This window comes from Erythrobacter sp. S158, from assembly GCF_057364915.1.
The window spans coordinates 2282173-2300390 of the sequence record NZ_CP200279.1; the positions used below are offsets into that span (position 1 = coordinate 2282173).

General features: G+C 57.7%; 16 protein-coding genes and 1 tRNA gene. 4 read left to right on the forward strand and 13 right to left on the reverse strand.

Going from position 1 to position 18218, the window contains the following annotated elements; translation table 11 throughout:
- Positions 1-64 precede the first annotated feature (64 nt).
- Positions 65-2074, reverse strand: a complete 2010-nt coding sequence (locus tag AC0V6T_RS11215; protein ID WP_486126913.1) for an AAA family ATPase — start codon at positions 2072-2074, stop codon at positions 65-67.
- 528 nt (positions 2075-2602) lie between these two features.
- Between AC0V6T_RS11215 and AC0V6T_RS11220 the strand changes: the two genes are divergently transcribed.
- Positions 2603-3601: a BsuBI/PstI family type II restriction endonuclease gene (locus tag AC0V6T_RS11220; protein ID WP_486126915.1), complete on the forward strand. Its 999-nt coding sequence runs from the start codon at positions 2603-2605 to the stop codon at positions 3599-3601.
- On the opposite strand, the gene AC0V6T_RS11225 is transcribed toward AC0V6T_RS11220, so the two are convergent.
- From AC0V6T_RS11225 to AC0V6T_RS11270, 10 genes are all read right to left on the reverse strand, one after another.
- Positions 3598-5076: an Eco57I restriction-modification methylase domain-containing protein gene (locus tag AC0V6T_RS11225; protein WP_486126917.1), complete on the reverse strand. Its 1479-nt coding sequence runs from the start codon at positions 5074-5076 to the stop codon at positions 3598-3600. The two genes, AC0V6T_RS11220 and AC0V6T_RS11225, sit on opposite strands and share 4 nt — an antisense overlap.
- A 262-nt stretch (positions 5077-5338) precedes the next feature.
- Positions 5339-5671, reverse strand: a complete 333-nt coding sequence (locus AC0V6T_RS11230) for a hypothetical protein (protein ID WP_486126919.1) — start codon at positions 5669-5671, stop codon at positions 5339-5341.
- Positions 5668-6153, reverse strand: a complete 486-nt coding sequence (locus AC0V6T_RS11235; RefSeq protein ID WP_486126921.1) for a hypothetical protein — start codon at positions 6151-6153, stop codon at positions 5668-5670. The genes AC0V6T_RS11230 and AC0V6T_RS11235 overlap by 4 nt, the downstream gene beginning before the upstream one ends.
- Positions 6150-6554, reverse strand: a complete 405-nt coding sequence (locus tag AC0V6T_RS11240; protein ID WP_486126923.1) for a hypothetical protein — start codon at positions 6552-6554, stop codon at positions 6150-6152. Before AC0V6T_RS11240 ends, AC0V6T_RS11235 begins: the two co-directional genes overlap by 4 nt.
- On the reverse strand, positions 6526-6936 hold the full coding sequence (locus AC0V6T_RS11245) for a hypothetical protein (RefSeq protein WP_486126925.1): 411 nt from the start codon (positions 6934-6936) through the stop codon (positions 6526-6528). The genes AC0V6T_RS11240 and AC0V6T_RS11245 overlap by 29 nt, the downstream gene beginning before the upstream one ends.
- Positions 6926-7423 carry a hypothetical protein gene (locus AC0V6T_RS11250; protein ID WP_486126927.1) on the reverse strand — a complete coding sequence of 166 codons (498 nt, stop codon included), beginning with the start codon at positions 7421-7423 and terminating at the stop codon, positions 6926-6928. The genes AC0V6T_RS11245 and AC0V6T_RS11250 overlap by 11 nt, the downstream gene beginning before the upstream one ends.
- A gap of 742 nt (positions 7424-8165) precedes the next feature.
- Positions 8166-10529 carry a virulence-associated E family protein gene (locus tag AC0V6T_RS11255; RefSeq protein ID WP_486126929.1) on the reverse strand — a complete coding sequence of 788 codons (2364 nt, stop codon included), beginning with the start codon at positions 10527-10529 and terminating at the stop codon, positions 8166-8168.
- 70 nt (positions 10530-10599) lie between these two features.
- Complete coding sequence (locus tag AC0V6T_RS11260) at positions 10600-10839, reverse strand: helix-turn-helix transcriptional regulator (protein ID WP_486126931.1); 240 nt, start codon at positions 10837-10839, stop codon at positions 10600-10602.
- 109 nt (positions 10840-10948) lie between these two features.
- Positions 10949-11710: a hypothetical protein gene (locus AC0V6T_RS11265; protein WP_486126933.1), complete on the reverse strand. Its 762-nt coding sequence runs from the start codon at positions 11708-11710 to the stop codon at positions 10949-10951.
- A complete protein-coding gene (locus AC0V6T_RS11270) occupies positions 11701-13023 on the reverse strand; it encodes a tyrosine-type recombinase/integrase (RefSeq protein WP_486126935.1) in 1323 nt (440 codons plus the stop codon). The genes AC0V6T_RS11265 and AC0V6T_RS11270 overlap by 10 nt, the downstream gene beginning before the upstream one ends.
- Before the next feature lie 133 nt (positions 13024-13156).
- Between AC0V6T_RS11270 and AC0V6T_RS11275 the strand changes: the two genes are divergently transcribed.
- The 3 genes from AC0V6T_RS11275 to AC0V6T_RS11285 all read left to right on the forward strand — a co-directional run bounded on the left by AC0V6T_RS11275 (position 13157) and on the right by AC0V6T_RS11285 (position 15249).
- Positions 13157-13224, forward strand: a tRNA-OTHER gene (locus AC0V6T_RS11275).
- 403 nt (positions 13225-13627) lie between these two features.
- Positions 13628-14647 (forward strand): hypothetical protein, encoded by a 1020-nt coding sequence (locus AC0V6T_RS11280; protein ID WP_486126937.1) that lies wholly within the window; start codon positions 13628-13630, stop codon positions 14645-14647.
- A complete protein-coding gene (locus AC0V6T_RS11285; protein ID WP_486126939.1) occupies positions 14644-15249 on the forward strand; it encodes a hypothetical protein in 606 nt (201 codons plus the stop codon). The genes AC0V6T_RS11280 and AC0V6T_RS11285 overlap by 4 nt, the downstream gene beginning before the upstream one ends.
- A 157-nt stretch (positions 15250-15406) precedes the next feature.
- Here the strand turns inward: AC0V6T_RS11285 and AC0V6T_RS11290 are convergent, their stop codons facing one another.
- Together AC0V6T_RS11290 and AC0V6T_RS11295 are read right to left on the reverse strand one after the other, a co-directional pair.
- On the reverse strand, positions 15407-16480 hold the full coding sequence (locus AC0V6T_RS11290; RefSeq protein WP_486126941.1) for a hypothetical protein: 1074 nt from the start codon (positions 16478-16480) through the stop codon (positions 15407-15409).
- 844 nt (positions 16481-17324) lie between these two features.
- Complete coding sequence (locus tag AC0V6T_RS11295) at positions 17325-18203, reverse strand: Bpu10I family restriction endonuclease (protein ID WP_486126943.1); 879 nt, start codon at positions 18201-18203, stop codon at positions 17325-17327.
- Positions 18204-18218 lie beyond the last annotated feature (15 nt).

Consider the following 18218-nt stretch of genomic DNA (forward strand, 5'->3'; position numbering starts at 1 on the left):
AAACGGCTACCCTATTCTTCCCGGGGTATCGCCCGGGGTAGCGCCGCTCCCCGGTGGAAAAATCTCAAAAGGTCGTGACCGACGGTACGGGCCGCGCGGGCGAAGGCGGGCTCAATGGCTCCCTAGCGCCGATGACCTCGAGGGCGTCGGTCACTATCACTTTGAGCTCGTCCGGATCGACACCCTTCTTCGGAATCACGTCCGCGTCGTCGCCATGGTGATTGTCGCAAGTAGACGAGTTCAGCGTGTCAAGTCGGTCCCTGACCCCGGCGCAGGGATGCACCCCCGAGTAGTCGTCGATGTCCCGAACGATCTGGCCTAGATTTCGATTGTGTGGAAAATATGCGGTGAAGGACCGGCGGAAGTGGGTCTCGAGAACCTGCCGGACATGGAGGACGATGTCGTCGGGGTCCCCTGTACGATTGTCCGCGTAGGCAATGAGCTTGTCGAGCCGCTTTGCGTGGTCCGACTTACATAGGTCAACCAGTTGGACGTGCTTCGCGGCGCTCCATTCGTCTCCGTCCGCATACTCCATCTGGTAGGTCGCGCTCGTCACTCCTGCGCAGCGCTTCTCGATCTCCCGAAGAAAGTACTCGTCGTGCGAGAGGAGAATCAGTTGGGCGCAGCGCCCGGTGAGTTCCTTCACCGCCTCGACGGTTTTCCCACGTCGGTGACTGTCGTGACTGGCGAGCGGGTCGTCGAAGACGACGACCTTTTTATCTAGCTCGCCGTCGTGGTCGAGCTTCGCGAGGAAGAAGGCGAGCGCTAGCGTCGTCTTGTCTCCGCTCGATAGCGTGTTCCGAAAGTGCGGTATCGCGTCCGCGACGCGCCCGCGCTGACGTGCAATCTCTTCGCCGCGAATGACGAGCGAGTAGTCCGCGGAACCGGCGTTTCCGGCCATACTGCTTGTGGGGCGAGTTATCTGGGCTGAGACACCGAACCGCCCGAGATAGTAATTGACCCGTTCGTGGTAGTGGTCAGCCGCCGCCTCGTTTGCGTCCTTGAGACGCTGCTGAGTGACCTGTCGGGCGTTTTTGGCCCGCTTGTCACGCCTCGACGCAGACAAGTAACTCTCAATTCTCCGTTGGACGCCATCGTCCTGTGTCCTTGCGATACGACGCTTCTCGTTCTTGACGGCTAGCATCGCGCTCTCTTCCGAACCGGTGGACTTCGATTGAACGGCCTTAGTTTCCTCGTTCCACGCATCGACCGCTTCATTGTACGAGGTTAGCGTCGCTTCGGCCCGCGCGATCGCATCTATCGCGCGCTGGAGCTCTTGCTCCTCCTCAACAGCCTCAAGCGGAGCGGCCCGCTTCTTGTCCAACAGTCCTTTGGCCGCCTCGTAGGCTTCCCGAAGGTCTGTCGCTAGGGCATCGCAATCTGGCAGGTCGGTCTCGAATTTTCCGTAATTCGCCCATACCTTCGAGGCCTTTAGGTTGGCTTCAACAGCCTTAAAGACCTCGGTTCGCGCATCTTCGTTCAGCGCGTCCTCGACCTCCTTGAGCGTTGTTGAGATGGTGCCCAAGTGCGCTTTGTATTCTTCACCGAATATCTGTCCGTAGAGCGTTACCATCCCGAGTTCGTCCGCATTAGGGCGGGCGCAAAACGGACAGTCGCCTTCCGCCATGTGCTCCATACCGAAGCCGATCCATTCCTCACCCAGCTTCCCGAGTTTGAAGTGCTTGAAGTGCTCCATGAGCTTGTCGCGCGCGGAGCTTTCGATATCGGGGACGGTGGCGGCAAGGACGTGTTCGAGGCTCCCAGGCAGCGCCGGGACCTCGACCTTCGAGAGACCCTCCAGTGCCGCGATCTTGTCCGCCTCCCGGACCGCGCGCAGCCCCTTCTCTGCCTTTTCCAACTTTTGTGCGAGAGCCGGATTCGCACTTTGGGCAAAAAACTCCTCTCGGGTCATGTCGGTTGGGAGATCGTCTTCCAGCGCCGCCTCCGCAGTCTTCAGCGTCGCGGCGCTCTTCTTGGCATGATCCTTGAAGCGCTCGAGGAGGCGATTCAGGCGGACTCCTTCTTCACCCACGATAATCGAGAATAACCCGCGATCCTGCTCGAGGTTCGTCATTTCGCCAGCGAAGACATTGTCCGCAATGAATTCCTGATCGAACACCTCGATTGGAGCGCGCTCGCTCTTCCAAGCTCCGTCTTTGAACTGTCGATTACCACCGTCCGAGACCAAGACGACTTCCGGGGCCGCTGCATTATTGCCCAAGGAGCGCCTTGCGAGGATTGCGCTAGAGCTTCGGGTGCGCGCCGCGCGTAGTACGGCGGTCAGAGTGGATTTCCCTCGTCCGTTTCGAGCGTAGAAAAGTGAAAGCTGCGAAAGCTCGGGCGACGAACCCGCGTTGAACGCCTTAAGTACGCCCACATTGTGTATGACTATTTTCTTGAACACGGACCATTAGCTGACTCGTATTTGCTTTCGAGTCAAAGCCATTCCCGTAACTGTTCTGAAGTCAGACGGCGTACTGACTTTCATCATCACCCGAGAAGTACGTGCCCTGTTGTTAGGCACCGACGTCTTGTTCCAAAAGCTAGCAAGACCATAATCAATGTGCCATTCGGTCAATATTGGACAACAGCGCGGGACCGTATGGCTAATCTAGACGGAAAAGTACGACAGCTAAGACAAGACTTACTGGACGAAGGACAGAAACCGATTCCCGGCGAGCATCAAGGAGTCTCAAAGGACAAGATTCGACAAGTCCTTACTCAGATAGACCTCCACGGCAACAATGACCTCGTGGATGCGGTGTTTGCGCTTCTCGATAACGAGACCCCTAGCTGGTTCCCTAAGCCCCCAGCCGGAGCGACAATAGCGGACGGAGCCTCGACTGCACACCTTGCCTGCCACATCGGCATTCTCCAACGCGGCGGAACGAAACTCGACCGAGAAGGGCGCGACTACTGGATCAAGCCGCTCCGCGATCTAGGGGGTATCGAGGCCGTCACTCTCGAGAAGAACGAGTTTGTTCCGGGTCACACTAAGGCGAAGAGTCCCAACTCATCGTATCGGCTCGAGGAGGCGTTCCGGGAAATACTCACAGCGCCGGGCGGTGAATGGCAGGAGATGCTCGCGGAGTGGTCTGCCCAAGACGCTGCGCGAGAGCGACTAGCCTTTCAGGCAAAGATGGCCGAGGCAGCAAAGAAGGCCTCGGATACCGGCCACGCCGCTCTCATTCGAGATTGCGTCGAACACTATGCACCGCGCTTCCTCGAGGGGTACGAGGTCCTATATGTGGACGACAGCGACGGGGACAGGATCAGCGACGAGGAGCGAGCCAAGATGGAGGCTGCCGGGGCCGTGCTCACGCTCGAGGACCCGATGCCGGACGTACTGCTTTGGCATCCAGAAAGGGATGCTCTTTGGGTAATCGAAGCCGTCACCAGCGACGGAGAAGTCGATGCTCACAAGGTCAAGGGAATGGTGGCGTTCGCCCAGCGCTGTCGGAAGGCCGAAGTCGGCTTCACGACTGCTTATCGGACGTGGCGAGAGGCGGCAGCTCGACAAGCTAAGCAGCGTAACATCGCGGTTGAGACGTTCATCTGGATACGAGAGGACCCGGCGAAGCAGCTCCTGCTCAAGGGCTAGAGAATGGTCGCGACCGACTCGTCAATCGCCTCCTGTCCAATCGGCGCGATGCGGCCTAGCCGCTCGAGGTCCTCAAGCGAGGGGTAATGGAGGTTGCGGAGGTCCGTGGCGTTCACCTGCGTGTGTCCGGAGAAGAGGCGGAAGTAGTCGTCAACAGCCGTCGAGTTAAGGAATGCGGCTAGGCCCAAGGCGAGCGCGTCCGGCAGACCTGCGCCGTCGCGATGGAAGAAGTTCAGCTTGTTGTCGAAGGCGGCAGGCACCTGCGCGTCATAGACGGAGACAACGAGCCTCCTCTTTTCCTCCTTGGACGAGAAGCGCTTGGCAAGGAGATACCGTCCCGGCGGAACGAGCTCACGCTCGACCCTCTCCGAAATCGCGATAGCGTTGCTCTTCTTAAAGTCTGGGATCGGCCAGCGCACTCCGCCGCCCCGAAGGTGGGCAGGATATAGGAGTGGCGCATTGCCCTCACCCGGTTCCTTGCGCAATTCCTCGCGCCTGCGGAAATCAACAATGCGGCCCGTCGAGACCTTGAGCTCGAGGTCAGACAGCGAACAGGGCAATGCCTGCACCCGATTGGCGAGCTCCGCGTCCTCGCTCGAGAGTGCCAGCCGGATAAAGCAATGCTTATCGCCCGGTCGAACGACCTCCTCGAAGGGGACCTCGCGGCCTTCCGCCGTATCGGTCTCGAGGAGTACAGTAGTCGACTGTTCCTCGCCACGACGGAGACGATAGATCACGTTCTCTTGGAGTACCGCATCGTCCTTGAATGCTTTGGTGCGGGACTCAAACACGAAGAGCTGCTCGAGGCTCGAGAGGCCCAGCAGATGGCGACGGAACGGCTCGTAATACGGCCCATTACAGAAGGACCGGGGGGTAATGGCGACGAGCTCGCCGCCGTCGGCGAGTTGGTTCAGCGCAAGAGCCACGAAGGCCGAATAAAGGTTCACGGTTTCAATGCCCTGAGAGCGGAGCGCACTGCGCCAGCGGGAGGCACTGTTAATCTTTGCGTAGGGCGGATTCAGGATCGCACAGTTAAAGCCCTCGATCACCTCGAGCAGCGGCTCGGCAGAAGAAAGGATATAGTCGTCCTCCACGATCCGAGATGCGAAGCTCACCCCCGCCTCCTCGCAGGCTGTCCGACAATCCTCGAGTGTCTGGGCGAGCAACTCAGCAAGACCGGGATCGACTTCGAAGGCCGTCACCGAGATAGACAGAGGGGGGACGGAGCGAGAAAGAGCCTCAGTAACGAACGCAGCAGTCAGGGACCCCACACCAGCCCCTGCATCGAGAAGTCTTACTTCCTCGGGAAGCTCTCCAAACATGGCAGCCATATCGACCGCAACCGGCTCCGGGGTAAGGAATTGCCCAAGTGCGGAACGGCGATCACCGTCCAGTCTCGGAGAGACCTCGCGCCGGACCTTGTCCGCTCGAGAAGCGATTGTGTGTGTCGTCGATGCGGCGGCAGACTGCGGCATTCTTTCCCCTTCGCATAAGTCGCCCGCCTAGCCTAGAGCGCAATGGAACTAAAGAGGAACATTTCCCCGGATACCAAACCCGCCGTTAAACCGCATACGGGCTCAAGTCTGCCTTGCGGCATTGGCCGCAAAGGCGGTTGTGCGGTCCTTCGCTGTCGAACTCCTTGCCGCAGGAAAGGCAATTGCGCCGGGTGGTGCGCCGGAGATTGCCATCCGCATCAGTCCGATTGGGCGAAGGTAGGTATGCCGGATAGGGCATCGGCTAATTCGTCCGCGCCATCAGCATAAAGCCGAAGGCGCGCGCCTGCGCACTAGTCATCAATCGTCGGGCCTCGTGCGCCCCCGGCGCGGATCGAAGGACATCGACCCAAAGCTCACGGCCACTCTCGATCCGGCACATCAGCCCAAAGAAGGCACCGAGCTCGGACGCCGGGACGGCGAAGAGCTTCGCAAATTTGCGGACCATCGGGATAGTCGGCCAACCGGTCGGCTCCGTAGCGCGAGCGAAGGAAAGCGTCGCGATATGCGCGGCGCGGGTCCGTTCGTCGAACATCGCCGGGTAAGCGTCAGCGACGGCCTCGGGATCGAAGCTCACGAGCTCTTAACGCAATTGCGCCCCTCACACGTTGTTTGATCCGCTTGGGCAGCCATAAACATGCCGCCGCACTTCAAGCACCATCTTTCGTGCAGCGGTTCCTCGCCATCCATTTCAATGGGCTTCCAGTCGACCTTACCAAGCCGGGAGGCGTGCCTCTTGGACCTAGCTTCGAACTCTGCAGCGCGCTCTGCCTTTGCCAGTTGGATTGTCACTGGATCGGAACCGGAATGCCGCAAGAGCGCCTCGCTGGCACTGCAACCATGCTTCTCTCCAAGCTCCTCGGCTCGCGCCATGATCGCGTCGCTGTAATCGCTGGCCCCGAACAAAGGCTCAGCTTCTCCGCGCGCCAACTCAGCGGCGTTCTTGCAAATGTCGCTTTCGGCGCGTTTCGTAATGACGGCAACCGCGCCCCGCTGTGCGGGCCGGTCTACGGTCGACACCTCCCGCACCGTGAGGTCTCGAATGATCACCTTCTTCATCGCGCTTGCTCCTCATCGCTTGAGTAATTGTGGAGCTCATTTTCGGTGGTTCGTTCGACGCTTGCGGCTATGGGCCCTCGTCCACGAGCCGGAATGTATGGGAGGTCCAAGAATTTGATCAGCTGCGGAGCCGATGCTTGCATCTGCCCGAGAAGGAGGGTGCGCAGCAATCGCCGGACGCTGCCAGAGATACCGGAGAGGCCGGGGTTCGCTTTGCGTGCTTTAGCGACGAAGTTATCCTCGGCTGCCAGAAGTGCAGTGATAGATGCTTCCACCTCGATAACGGCAGCGTCGAGACGCTTTGCGGCTTCGATCTTCACGTTGGCCGCCTCTCGCAGTGGATCGGTGGCCGCCTGAGCCTGTGCTGGGGACTCAGGCGGCTTCTTGGTCAATAGTCCCATCGGGGTCTCCTATGTGGTCAGGGGGTCGGTTGTTGCCCAAGGATAGGCGCAGCGAAGCGATCACATCGCGCGCCTCCTTAGGATCGAAGCCCGCGCCCTCAAGGTCGCTTTGACGCAGTCGCCAGAAGTGCTCGTCGAACATCGGGCGGACAGCCTCGTCTCGGGCGCGGTCGAGGATGCACTGGTCATAGAGAGTGCGCGGTAGGCGAAGACCACGGATCAACTGGTCCTCGTCCCAGAGGGTAGCGAGGTCGGGCGTTGGCGGTGCTTTCTGACCCATATCCTTCACGAGCTCGATCCGCAGCGCGCGGCGCTCGTCCGGAGTCATAAGCCGGTAGCTCACTGCGAAGGCGAGCTCGTCGAGCGCTTCGTCACGCGTCATGGTCGATCACCTTGGCTGGAGCAGGCAGGTCGCGGCGGCTTTGCACCATCTGCATTGCAACCTTAGCTACGGCGTCTCCGAGGACGCCGGTGTCGACCTCGTGCGTCACTTTCTTGTTCACCGAGATGGCTTGCGTCTCACGATAGGCTGGCAGCATTGCGCGGGCGCGCAGCTCGAGCAGCCGGTCAGAATACTTGCGCACCGATCCGACAATCTTCTCACGATATTGGCCACCGAAGATGGGCTCCTCCCACCCCTCCTGCGCACGGCGGTAAATCTCGGCTTCTATGCTGGCTTCCGCAGCGGCGATGGCCTCGTCCCATTGCGCCGCGAACTCGGGGTCCCTGTTGCGTTCATCTGCGAAGGTCTGCTTCGCCCCAAATTGACTCGAGGCGCGAGGGCTCACCGCACGGGCGGCGCGCACGACAATGCCGTGGCGGGCAAGTTCGGCGAGGAAGAGCTTCTTGCGGCGTTCGGTCAACTTCATGCCGAAACGGTAGCTGGGGACCGTTCGAGAGCGAACGGCGGATCGTTGATGCGAAAAAACTTCGGAAGACCCGGCGGTTGGGACGTCTCGACGTATAAATAGATATACCAAGGGGTGAATTTCCAACCCCCTAATTTCGAAGGAGGAAGTGATGACAATTGTTACCTTATTGATCGTTGCCGTCGTGCTTATCGAAGCACTCAGGTAATCGACGGTTGAGTGGCAGAGGGAGTCTCTGTCACCTCCTCTCCCAGCGAGAGGGATATTCGCTACCCCTCGAGCTACCCCTCTCAAATGAAAGCGCTCCAGACTATGGAAGTGTTGGCTTCGTCGTCGAAGACCTCGCCCCGATAGAGGGTCAGCTCCGAGTTTTGCCTGTCCCGATCCGCGCGCGCCCGCGCGAAGGCCGCACGGTCCGAACGGCTGGTGGCCCGAAGCCCAAACGAGATGCGACCGACACCGTTCCGGCCCGTTCCCCCTCACCGTTCCCCCTTGGGGGAACGCTCTCGCGCCAGCTTTTCCGCCACTCTCGAGTACCGTTCCCCCCGTTCCCCCTCTCTTCGACAAAAGAGGAAAAGGGGAGAGCGGGATAGAGCTCCGCCTTGGGCCTGCGTAGGGAGTTATAGAGCGAGGGGCGGAACGGGGGGTACGGGTGGGAACGCCCCGCCATTTAGCCAAGTATTGCTGGGCAAATGCCGTTCCCCCTCTTCGACAACAGGGCCGGAACGTCGGGGGGAACGGCTCAGTAGGGAAGATCATCGCCGCCGCTTTCCGGCTCCGGCTCCGGCCGGTCGACGAACCAACCAGCCGCGCCGAGCGAGACTGTAAGCGCTTGCTGCTGCTTCAGTTTCGATCCCTTCACATACCCGTATTCGGGCTTCTTACCGCCAAACCGCCGCCGTTTTCGCTCCCAACCGAGCTCGCGCATAGCATCACCAAGGCGAGCGTTTTGATCTTGAGTTTGCTGTCCAGCCGGGACCCCTAGCAACCGCCATACGTCGACCGCTCGAACCTTCCCAACACGATCACCGAGAGCTGCTGCTAACGACTCAACAAAGGGGTCTTCGACCCGGCGCGCTTCTTGTTCGACACCGGCTGCCGCGTACAGCGATGGATCCAGTCGGATACTCGCGCCTTCAGCCTCACGGGCCGCTGCTTCCGCCCATATTTGGTCCCGGTCGCGCTTCAGTGCCTCGAGGTCGAAACTACCCACCCGAACAGGCCAGAACCGCCTGTTGCCGGTAAGGTCTCGGAGATAGCGCTCGCTGTTGGTCGTACCGATCACCACGAACTGGCGCGGCACGATCACGGGCAGACGGGCATAGGACAGTCGCGCCGTGTCGTCCTGCCGGGAGAGGAACGCCTTCAGGTGCTCGACTTCTCCCTTGCGCATTCCCTTCAATTCGCCAGCCTCGATAATCCACTTGCCGGCGGTCTGCTCGATAACCTTCTTGCCGTCCGCATTCAGCGGAAGGTCATCGCCAAATTGCTCGTCGCGTACCGCAAGAACCCGCAGCGCGGAGGACTTGTTCGTCCCCTGCTCGCTTTCGAGCGTTAGCATCTCGTCGAATTTCGAGCCGGGTCGCCGAACCCGCCGCACCGCCGCTAGCAAAGGCAGAGCTCCGACGGCGCGCGTATAATCATTGTTCTCCGCCCCGCCGTATTCTGAGAGCCAAGTGTCGAGCCGGAGAACGCGGTCCCACTTCAAGCCGTCGAGATAGTCACACACAGGATGGAATGGCGCGTTGCGCGCGGTGTCCATCAACACTTTCGTAAAAAACTCAATTTGCGGGCGGAAGCGGAAGCGCTCGTCAATCTCGAGCCAGAGCCGGGTAAGTGCTGCGTCATCGAGGTGCGGGCCGTGTCCCTCGAGCCCTTCGATAGCCGAGCGATCCGCGAACGTGTCGTGCCGGAGCTCGACCCCCAGCTTTCTAAATGCCAGCCGGATATTTCCTTGGTGGTTGGCGTATATCTTTCCCTCATTGCTCGTGGCGAAGCTGTCCTCATCCTGCGCAACCTTCTTCGCCGCGTTCTCGACTTGGTCCCACGCATACCGAATGCGTCCACTTTCGCTCTGGCTCTGGTCGCGGACGTGCGCTGATATCCCGAAGTCGGGATCGACTAGAATGCCGACGATCATCGCTGGCGGGACCCCGGCGCGGACGAGCGCACAAGTCACGGCAAAAACGGCTTCGGACCGAGAGGCAAACCGTTCTGGCCTGTCGCGGTCTCGCCCTTGCGCGATCAGCATCGGCACATCGGGTTTTAGCTCGTACTGCTCGAGCTCGGACAAGTCCGTCATCCGGATCGGCACAACCCGCTCGAGCGAGACCGGCTCCGCTTCAGTATCAGCGCTCTTGCCCTCGACCGGGCTTTCCTCCTCCCAGACCTGCGGGAAGGCGTCCAGCGCGTGCGTTGTGCCATTCAAGTAGACGATGCTCGTCTCGCACCGAACGCGACCGATCTTGCGCTTCGTCTTGGTGGGCAGATTGTCGCCACCAGGCAGGCGGAGGATGCGGTCGATATTCTGGGTGCCTTTGTCAGCATTCAGCTTCACGCGGATGCCGCGCGTATGGGCTTCGATCAGCTCAATCCGCTTCGTGCGCTCCGCAGCATTGGCAGGGTCGCCAAACTCGAAGAACTCGTCGAGCCGCCAGAGGAGATTCAAGCCGTTCCCCGACCGTATCACGGCGCTAGGCGACGGCATCTCGTTCTTGCGACAGAGCTCCTCAAGCCCGCCTATTGTCTCGTCAATCCAAGCCCCGATCTCCTCGCGCGACATGGTGTCTTTCGGCGGGTCGAGGTCGGCCTGCACGAACTCGGTCCCCGCCAGATGCGCCTTCTTCGGCTTCTCGCCGGAACGCTCACGTAGCCGAGCGTGGGTATAGTAGATGTTTCGCTTGCCGGACCACTCGCCAACGAAGTTCGCGACCTCCTCGGGTTTATCGAGATAGAACGTCGGGGTCCCGCCTCTCAGGTCCGGCACAATCGTCGTAACCGCAATCGGGGTATGCCCCAGCCACTCAGCGAATGCTGCGGCGGCTTCCGGTCCGCTCAATCCGTTGGCCTTCGTTTCGGCTGCGCCGTCGAGTATATCTCCACTCACGGGAGGTCTCCTGCCTTTCGTGCCAATCACTGGAGGGCCGTTCGGACTGGTTACCCGGACGGCCCTTTTGCTACGCGGCGTCCGCCTCGGCGAGCTTCGCGTCGATCCATGCCTGCACTTCGGACTTCAGCCACACGACGCGGTTCGGACCGATAGGCTTCGGCTTCGGGAACTCGCCCTTCTTCGCAAGAGCGTAAATCGTCGAGCGTCCGAGGGTCGTCATCTCCCTCACGCCGCGAACGTCGATCACGGTCCTGTCGACCGTCGGCTTCGCCTCCTCCTCGGAGGGCTCTCTTTTGTGTTGGGGCATCGCGCCGTCCTCTGCATTCCTAACCCGTTCCAGCGGGTACGGAGACGCTCTTCGGCGATTGCTCGTCCGACCTCTACGGACTTAGGGTAAAGGGACGAAAAGCGTCCCCTTACCCGCGCGGGAGGTCGTCGTTCCGGTCGAGCTCGAAGAGGGCATTCCGGCTCCGGCGCTGCGCCTCGTCGGGCGGCAAGCCGTACAGCTGCCGGACTTCGTTCGCGACCGCTTCAATGGCCTCCTTGGGCAGGTTCGCCGTGCCGGGGAGTTGGTCGCGTCGCCAGATTACGTAGAGCTCGCACACGACCTTGCGCAGGTTCGGTATCTCCTCGATTGCCCCGTTGGGCAGCAAGAGCAGTTCACCGCATTGAGCCAATATCGTCGCGGGATCGAGCCTGCGTTGTCGTCGTTCTGCAATCAATTCATCGACGCTCTTTCTCTCTTCGAGCTCGTTCAGGGCCTTTGCGCACAAACCGTCCTTCCAATCGTGCTTCACGCTCTCGTCAACAAAGCCGTCAGACAGTTCGAAGCGCCCGTCGACGGCTTTCTCGAACACCGCGTCCTCAGATATCTCAGCAACTGTCCGTACCCGCTGCTCGTCGTCCATCGCGCGCGTGGCGGCAGCGAGCTCCTCGTTCGATCCGGCGGCGAGCTTGTCGAGCATCTCGTGAGCCAAGAGCGTTCGGACGAGTGTGCGGGTCCGATGGTCGAGCTTGTCCCAGCTCTGGGCCGCGCTCGCGATCTTTCGCCGCTCTGCCTTGGCTTCGTCTTTCGAAGCGAACTCGCCCCGGAAGCCATGCACCAGATAAGAGTGTCCCGGCCCAATCTCGTCGCGGATGGCCTCAATCCTACCGCGCTCCTCCGGCGTCAGTTCCATAGCTTGCCCCACTTCTCGAGAGCGGCCCGTTTCTCGGGCAAGTAATCGTGCTGGTTATAGGTCGCGGCCACCCCCTTAATCTTGTGCCCAAGGACGCGCTCGACGTGCTCCTCCCGGACCCCGAGACGGATTAGATGCGAGGTCACCGACCGGCGAATGTCGTGCATCTCGAAGTGCAGCATTGGCTCCAGCCCCTTCGCAGCTTCGAGCTCGGCAATCTTTATGCGCAAACGCGCCTCCGCCTTCGAGAAGCCGCTTATCGGACGACGACCGCCGGTCCCGGAGAGAAGACAGGTCCCCTCGTTCCAGCGCGGCAGTTCGGAAACGATAGCCCAAGCAGTAGCGGACAGAGGCACAGCGTGGTCGATACCCGTCTTATAGACATCGGCGGGGACCACGAAAACACGGTCGAGGTCGTCGTCGAACCACTCTCGACGCAGTCCAGCAATCTCGCTTTTGCGTTGCCCCGTCAGGATTAGGAGCCGGACCCACGGGCCGAAGGGGTATTTCATATCGCCAGCCGCGTCCCAGACCCGCCGGAGTTCGTCCATCGACAGGACGCGCTTTCGAGCCTCGTATCGCAGGTCCTTCCGCTTGATCCCGGCTGCGGGACTTATGTCGATTAGGCCCCGGTCGATTGCCCAACTAAAGAGACCAACAAGATGCTTCCGGACCTCGCGTGCGACGTTCGCGCCACTCTCAAGCACGACCTCGTCGAGCAATTCCATCACCTCGGTTCGACGGATCGTTTCGAGAAGTCTCCCGCTCCATCGCGGGAGAACGTGCTCAGTCAGCAATCGCTCAGCCGGACACTTGCCGACCGGGCGCGGCTTCGTACCCTTCTCCTCCGCCTCCCTTTGGGCAAGCTCCTCGCGCTCCTTCGCGCGTTGCCCATCTCGGGTGTTCACCTTCACGTGCAGTTCCACGTAGCGCTCAAGGACGACGTCGAAGGTCCTGTTGGCGCGCTTCTCGAGCTCGAGCGCCCTCTCGTCAGCCGGATCGACCTTCTGGTCCGCCGCCTCCAATGCCTTGCGCGCCTTCTCTCGGGCCTCCGTCAACGTTACCGCCGGGTATGTGCCGAGGCTTAGCCGCTTCATCTTGCCTCGCTTCCCGTCGGGTCCCGCGACACGGTAAAGGATCGACCAACTCTTCTTGCCGCTCTTGCCGACGCGGACCCGGAGCTCCCACACGATGGTGTCGGCTATCTCGAGCCTTTTGCCCTCCGGTGCCTTCAGCTTCTCGAGCCTCTTGTCCGTCAATCTCTCGCGACCGGGCTTGTGCCCTACCGTCGCTTCGCTCGTCACAGTCACCATAGCCTAAATCTCCGTCGGGGGTAGCCTCGGGGTAGCCAAACAGTCCGGTTTGGGCCGGACCCGCTCAGACGCCCTCGGAGCGAAATAGCTACAAACCCCCGAAAATACTAGACTTCTTTAGACGGTATAGATTGCGCGGGACTGGATAGCCAGCCCTTCACACGGGTGGGGTCGCAAGTTCAATCCTTGCCGCGCCCACCATTATTTTCAATTACTTAGACTGAAGTTAGCCACTCTCTTCAAGTGCACCCCACCACATCCCCACTAATTGACCTTGAAACCCCCTCTGGCGTTTTGAGCGAAGGGGGTGGGGGGCGTGGATCATTCCTCACGTTCGGGGTGTGAGGAGCAGCCTCCTTGGCGAGACAAAAATTGCAAAAAAATCAGAGGCAAAGCCAATGGCTCTTATGGACATTGAACAGATGCACTCAGGTAACTCTGATGTGACAGGGCTTCTTACACTGATGCCGATATGACCGCCACCATCGCGCGGCATGGCCACGCTGGCTATCAGACGCATATCAAAGGAATACTTAGGCCTGTAATGCCTCCTAAACGCAAATCCATGCATTTGTAATACCTGTGCCATCGTAGTGCACTGAACTTGCTCACTTCCCTTCTCGCCTCTATTTCTCGTCGAAATACAGGAGTGAGCTTTTTGGGTTATTCTAGACAATCCCGTGACGTTTTGTTTTTTGACGCACACGTTGAACGTCGGGCAAAGCATGCTCCTTTCCCAAAGATGGAACGAATAGCTGAGCTGCTTCAAAAGGCTGCTGACGATGAGGACTTCCCGCTCAAGGAGTTTGAGAAGGGAGCCATCACTTACATCATTAAGCAGGCAAACCTCGACAAGGCACACCAGACTCTGACGCTTCTCATTGAGTCCGCCGACAAGAACGCGCCAGATACACGCTATCTCGACCACGCTGCCCGGACAAAGCGAGACTTTAAGAAACAGAAGACCGAAGGAGGCGGGCTGAGCACCCACGTGGCTATATCTCTATCTCCGGAAAAAAGCGGCGAAAACGTCTATCTGTGCCTCATTGAGGACGTTCCAAATTTTCCAGTTCATCGCATCCGCTCCGTGCTAAACACTGCGATCAGGTTGCTTTGTCAGGAGGAAAACCACTTTCTCTACAAGCGCCCGGGCGGATCAAAAAAGAAGATTGCTTACGTGCCACACATCGACTTTCACGGCCATGCTTCATCGTCGCTGAAGAGCGATCTCGAAAATGGAACAATCCATGGCCTCACTCTGGTCGAGCCGGACACTGCAAAGCCATTGGGGCAAGGCAAATACTTTTCTGGTGTCGAGAAGACAATGAAGGTCAAAATGTTGCGGACACCGAAGAACGGAAAAGTCCTAGCAACAATTCTTCAGGCGGTGAAATCCCAATCTGGGGATTACTCTCAGGTGCGCATTAGCTTCCAACCAGAAACGGGAGGCAAATCAACCCATGTGGATCTCGATACAACCAAGGGCACGCTAATTGGTAAGGCCTATGTGAAAACGAAACACTTTGGCGGGATCACGCCGCCTATTGCTACCAGTGCGGTCGATAAGATTGTGCCTCATCTGGAAAGCCGCATGATTGATGCGCTCGTGAAGGGACGCTCTTGAGCTTCCTTTACCAACTTACTCGTCCCCTCGCCTATCTTGGCGTCGATGGACCTAGCTTAGGCATTTACCGGGTTTGGGGGCCAATTTCACTGGCGGCGTTCTCTACTGTGGCTGCCTACTACTTACCCTCTGGCCTCAACACTGTCGGCAGCGGATCACTCACGGCCTTTCTGGCGCAGCTGTTTGCGACACTCCCCGGCTTTTACATTGCTGCCTTGGCCGCCATTGTAGCCTTTCAGGGCGGCGATCTCGACAAAGATATGCCGCACACGACCGCTACGATCTCTGCAAACCGGGATACCTCGCGAGTACCAATCACCTTTCGTGTATTTCTCTGCTACTTATTTTCCTATCTCACCGCTTTGTCGTTCTTGGGCTTCGGAGTTTGCGTTGTCGGCTCCTTGTTGGTCCCGAGCGTAGAAATTGGATTGGCTTCCTCACCTAGCTTCTACACTTGGCTAGAGTTAGGCTTCGTTTTCTGCGTTTCTCTCATCACTTTCAGCGTGGTTCTTTGCACCATCCAAGGTCTCTACTTCTTGGCTGAGCGGGTTCACCAAACACTCTTGGGGGAAGATGAAGATGACGAGCAAACCACGAGATAACCGAGAAGATCAAATTTTATGAAAGCCGTCCTGGGCAACCGGTCGCGCCTATCGCCTGACTCTGTGTACTGGGTCGGTCGCCAACTCGCCCCTAATTGTACCCGCGACACAGAACTTATGGCCTCTCTTTAATGAAGATTTCCTTGGATTTGATTCACTATTTCTCCTTCTTTATCAGAGGGTAGTGTCCAAAAGAGTCGAGATAACAAGAGACCATTTCCTTAGTCAGTTTATTCTCTTCGTCACACGTAACCAAGAAAGAGTCATGAACGGGTAGAGCCAAGACCCCTTGATTCATCAGATTAGTGATTATGGAGAGAGCTAAATCTGAATCTTTCCTCTGGAGACGAATGCCAGAGCCACTTGCGAATGAGTCTGCAATCTTTGAGTGCTTATCCTCAATCATTTCTCGAATTTCGACACGCTTGAACGGCTTGAATGAGAACCCTTCAATCCTTGCCCTTTCCGGACAACCATCACTACGCCCGTTGATTAAGGCCTGCGTGAGCGCCTTCACTGCCTCTCGATAGTGGTCCTCGGGCAACCCACTGTCAGCAGCATGCTCCCAGAGTGGTGCAATGAAATAGGGATCACCCTCATAGTCCAAACCCGCTTCATGATAGAGCATTCGGACTGCGTGGCCGGAGTAGTCATGCTCAACAGTGTCTTTTCCATTAATCCTTATGCTTCGACGAATGTTACGAGGAGCGTTAGTCCACCAAGCTCCGTACAATCGCCCTCCATGCTCGAATGAGCCATTATTGAAGGTGCGGAATAGGTTAGTGCGAAAGAGCTCGGGGTAGCGAAAAGGCAGGCCTTTCAAGCTATCTCGATCGTTCAACTTCTTGAGCCATTCAGCAACGCAATGATCCGGCATATTCATCGCCAGATCATGCGCTTCAACGAAGCTATTATAGGCTCGAAGTTTCTTGATCCAGTCGACCGTTTCCACGGTATCAGGAAACAGTATCTCCGGCCCTTCACGATTGGTCTTCCGGAGCCGTACGAGCCGTTCTGAAGGCATATTCTCGATTAATGAGTGTCTACTGACGCTGTGCTCGCCGAAGAGCTTCAGAAAGGCTCTGGAAGGCGCATAGATCGATGAAGCTCTTCCTTGGATACCGGGCCAAACTTCAACCAGCCCGCACTTTTCTAGAAACCCGATAGTGCGGCGCATTGCAGCACCATTCAACCAAGTCGGCTCCAAACCATAGGCGGAGGATTTAGCCATGTATGCGACGTGGGGACTGACACGATGAGCATGACAAGATATGGCATTGGCAGCTACCCGTCTCACCAACTCCGCCCGATTTGACGCGTCATTAGGCCTAAGCGCCTTGGCCCTAGTTTCGACGCTTGAGATCTGAGCCAAGAGGGTACTGGTTAGTTCACTGCCTTCTGGTTCTCTCAGATCAATATCTGATCTGAACCACGTTCCTTTTGTCGGCCACTCCGATAATAAATCTAGACGACCTGTAGAGGCTCGCTTGGGGAGTGGTTTGGCGGCAACGGGTGAAACGCGCTTCTCATCACGCATTGCCCGCCTGCTCACCCTCAACGATTGCAGATATGAAGGCTTCTACTTCTTCAGCAACGTATCGAGGGCACGACCCAATGTAACGAGGGTCTAGGTTCAGAATGTGAGGTTGTCCGTTCCTGCGTTTGTGGCGCTGACCACGCACCCAAGAGGGGGACAGATTTAAACGACGTGCAATATCCTTATCAGTATAAAAAACAGCTTCCATTTTAGTTCTCAAAACTCGGACAGCCGCGATCATCGCTACAGGCGAACCCCGTAGGTGGACGACTTTCCATGTTCTTGAGTAGTTACGCGTGATTTGATTTCACGCTTCGCCAAAATTTGTGAGACCTCGCCGCAAAGCAGTTACGCCTCATATCCGGAAATGTCAGATTGATCGTTCTACGTCAATCTCGTTAACTCTGTTTCGGGACAACTAATGCAGCACTAAAGGTTAGCAAGACTATACAAGACGTAAAGTCCTTTATTTCGTTTCAAGTTTTAGAAACTCGCGACTCGCAACATGTCGCTGACCACTCAGTGACAAGTTTTTTATCTAAAATGGCCGCTGTATTACTCGCCCAGACTTGAGAGCTGACTCGGGATCCCACCAAGTTGAACGGAGATGGCCGATGACTTTGTTGAATAGATCACACATTAAATCCGCGTGAATATCATGAGGCGGGAGGCCAGCTTCCTTTCGTTTCTTACGATCACCATTCTTAGCACGGCATAAAACAAAAATTTCAGCGATATCGGTAAGTTCCGGGAAGACTCCCTTGTCCATCTTGATGAACTCCGCTGACACGATGTACATGCAATAAGGAGCGGCGGTCTTGATGCTAGAAGCCGTCGAAGCGCACATATCCAGATGATTCTTCGCTAGGTATGTCTTGCACTCGATCGCTACAATCGGGATCAGAATGTTACTTTTTAGCGCCGCCCCCTCACCCTCTGGATTGATAGTGAGTTGGAATGCTGCGCCTATAGCAAAGTCTTGGTCTTTCTTGGCAATTCTAGGATTTGGATCCTGAAAGATCGTGCCAAAACTGTGAGGCGAGAAGGTCAGCGAAACATAACTACTGGTCGATTTGCCTAGCCTGAAATTGCTCGGCTGACTCATGTCGACGATCTTGAATATATCTTTGAATAACCACGCGTAGAGCTCCTCCATCATAGTAGAGCGAAGGTTCTCTTGCGGGACATTCTTGCCTGACTCGAATATCGGAATCGCATCATGCCGATACTGATTGAAGGCTTCCACTAGCGTCTGAACTGAAGTCTCATCCGTGATGCTGATAGATCGCACGACCTCGACAAATTTTGCATAGGCTTCTTTAGCGGGCTGCAACGCAGGCTTTTCTTTAGCCTTTCGTTTCAGCAAGCTTCCGTGAGGAAGCGTTTCAATGTCCACAATCGCCCCGCAACTGATCATGCGTGTTGCCTTCTC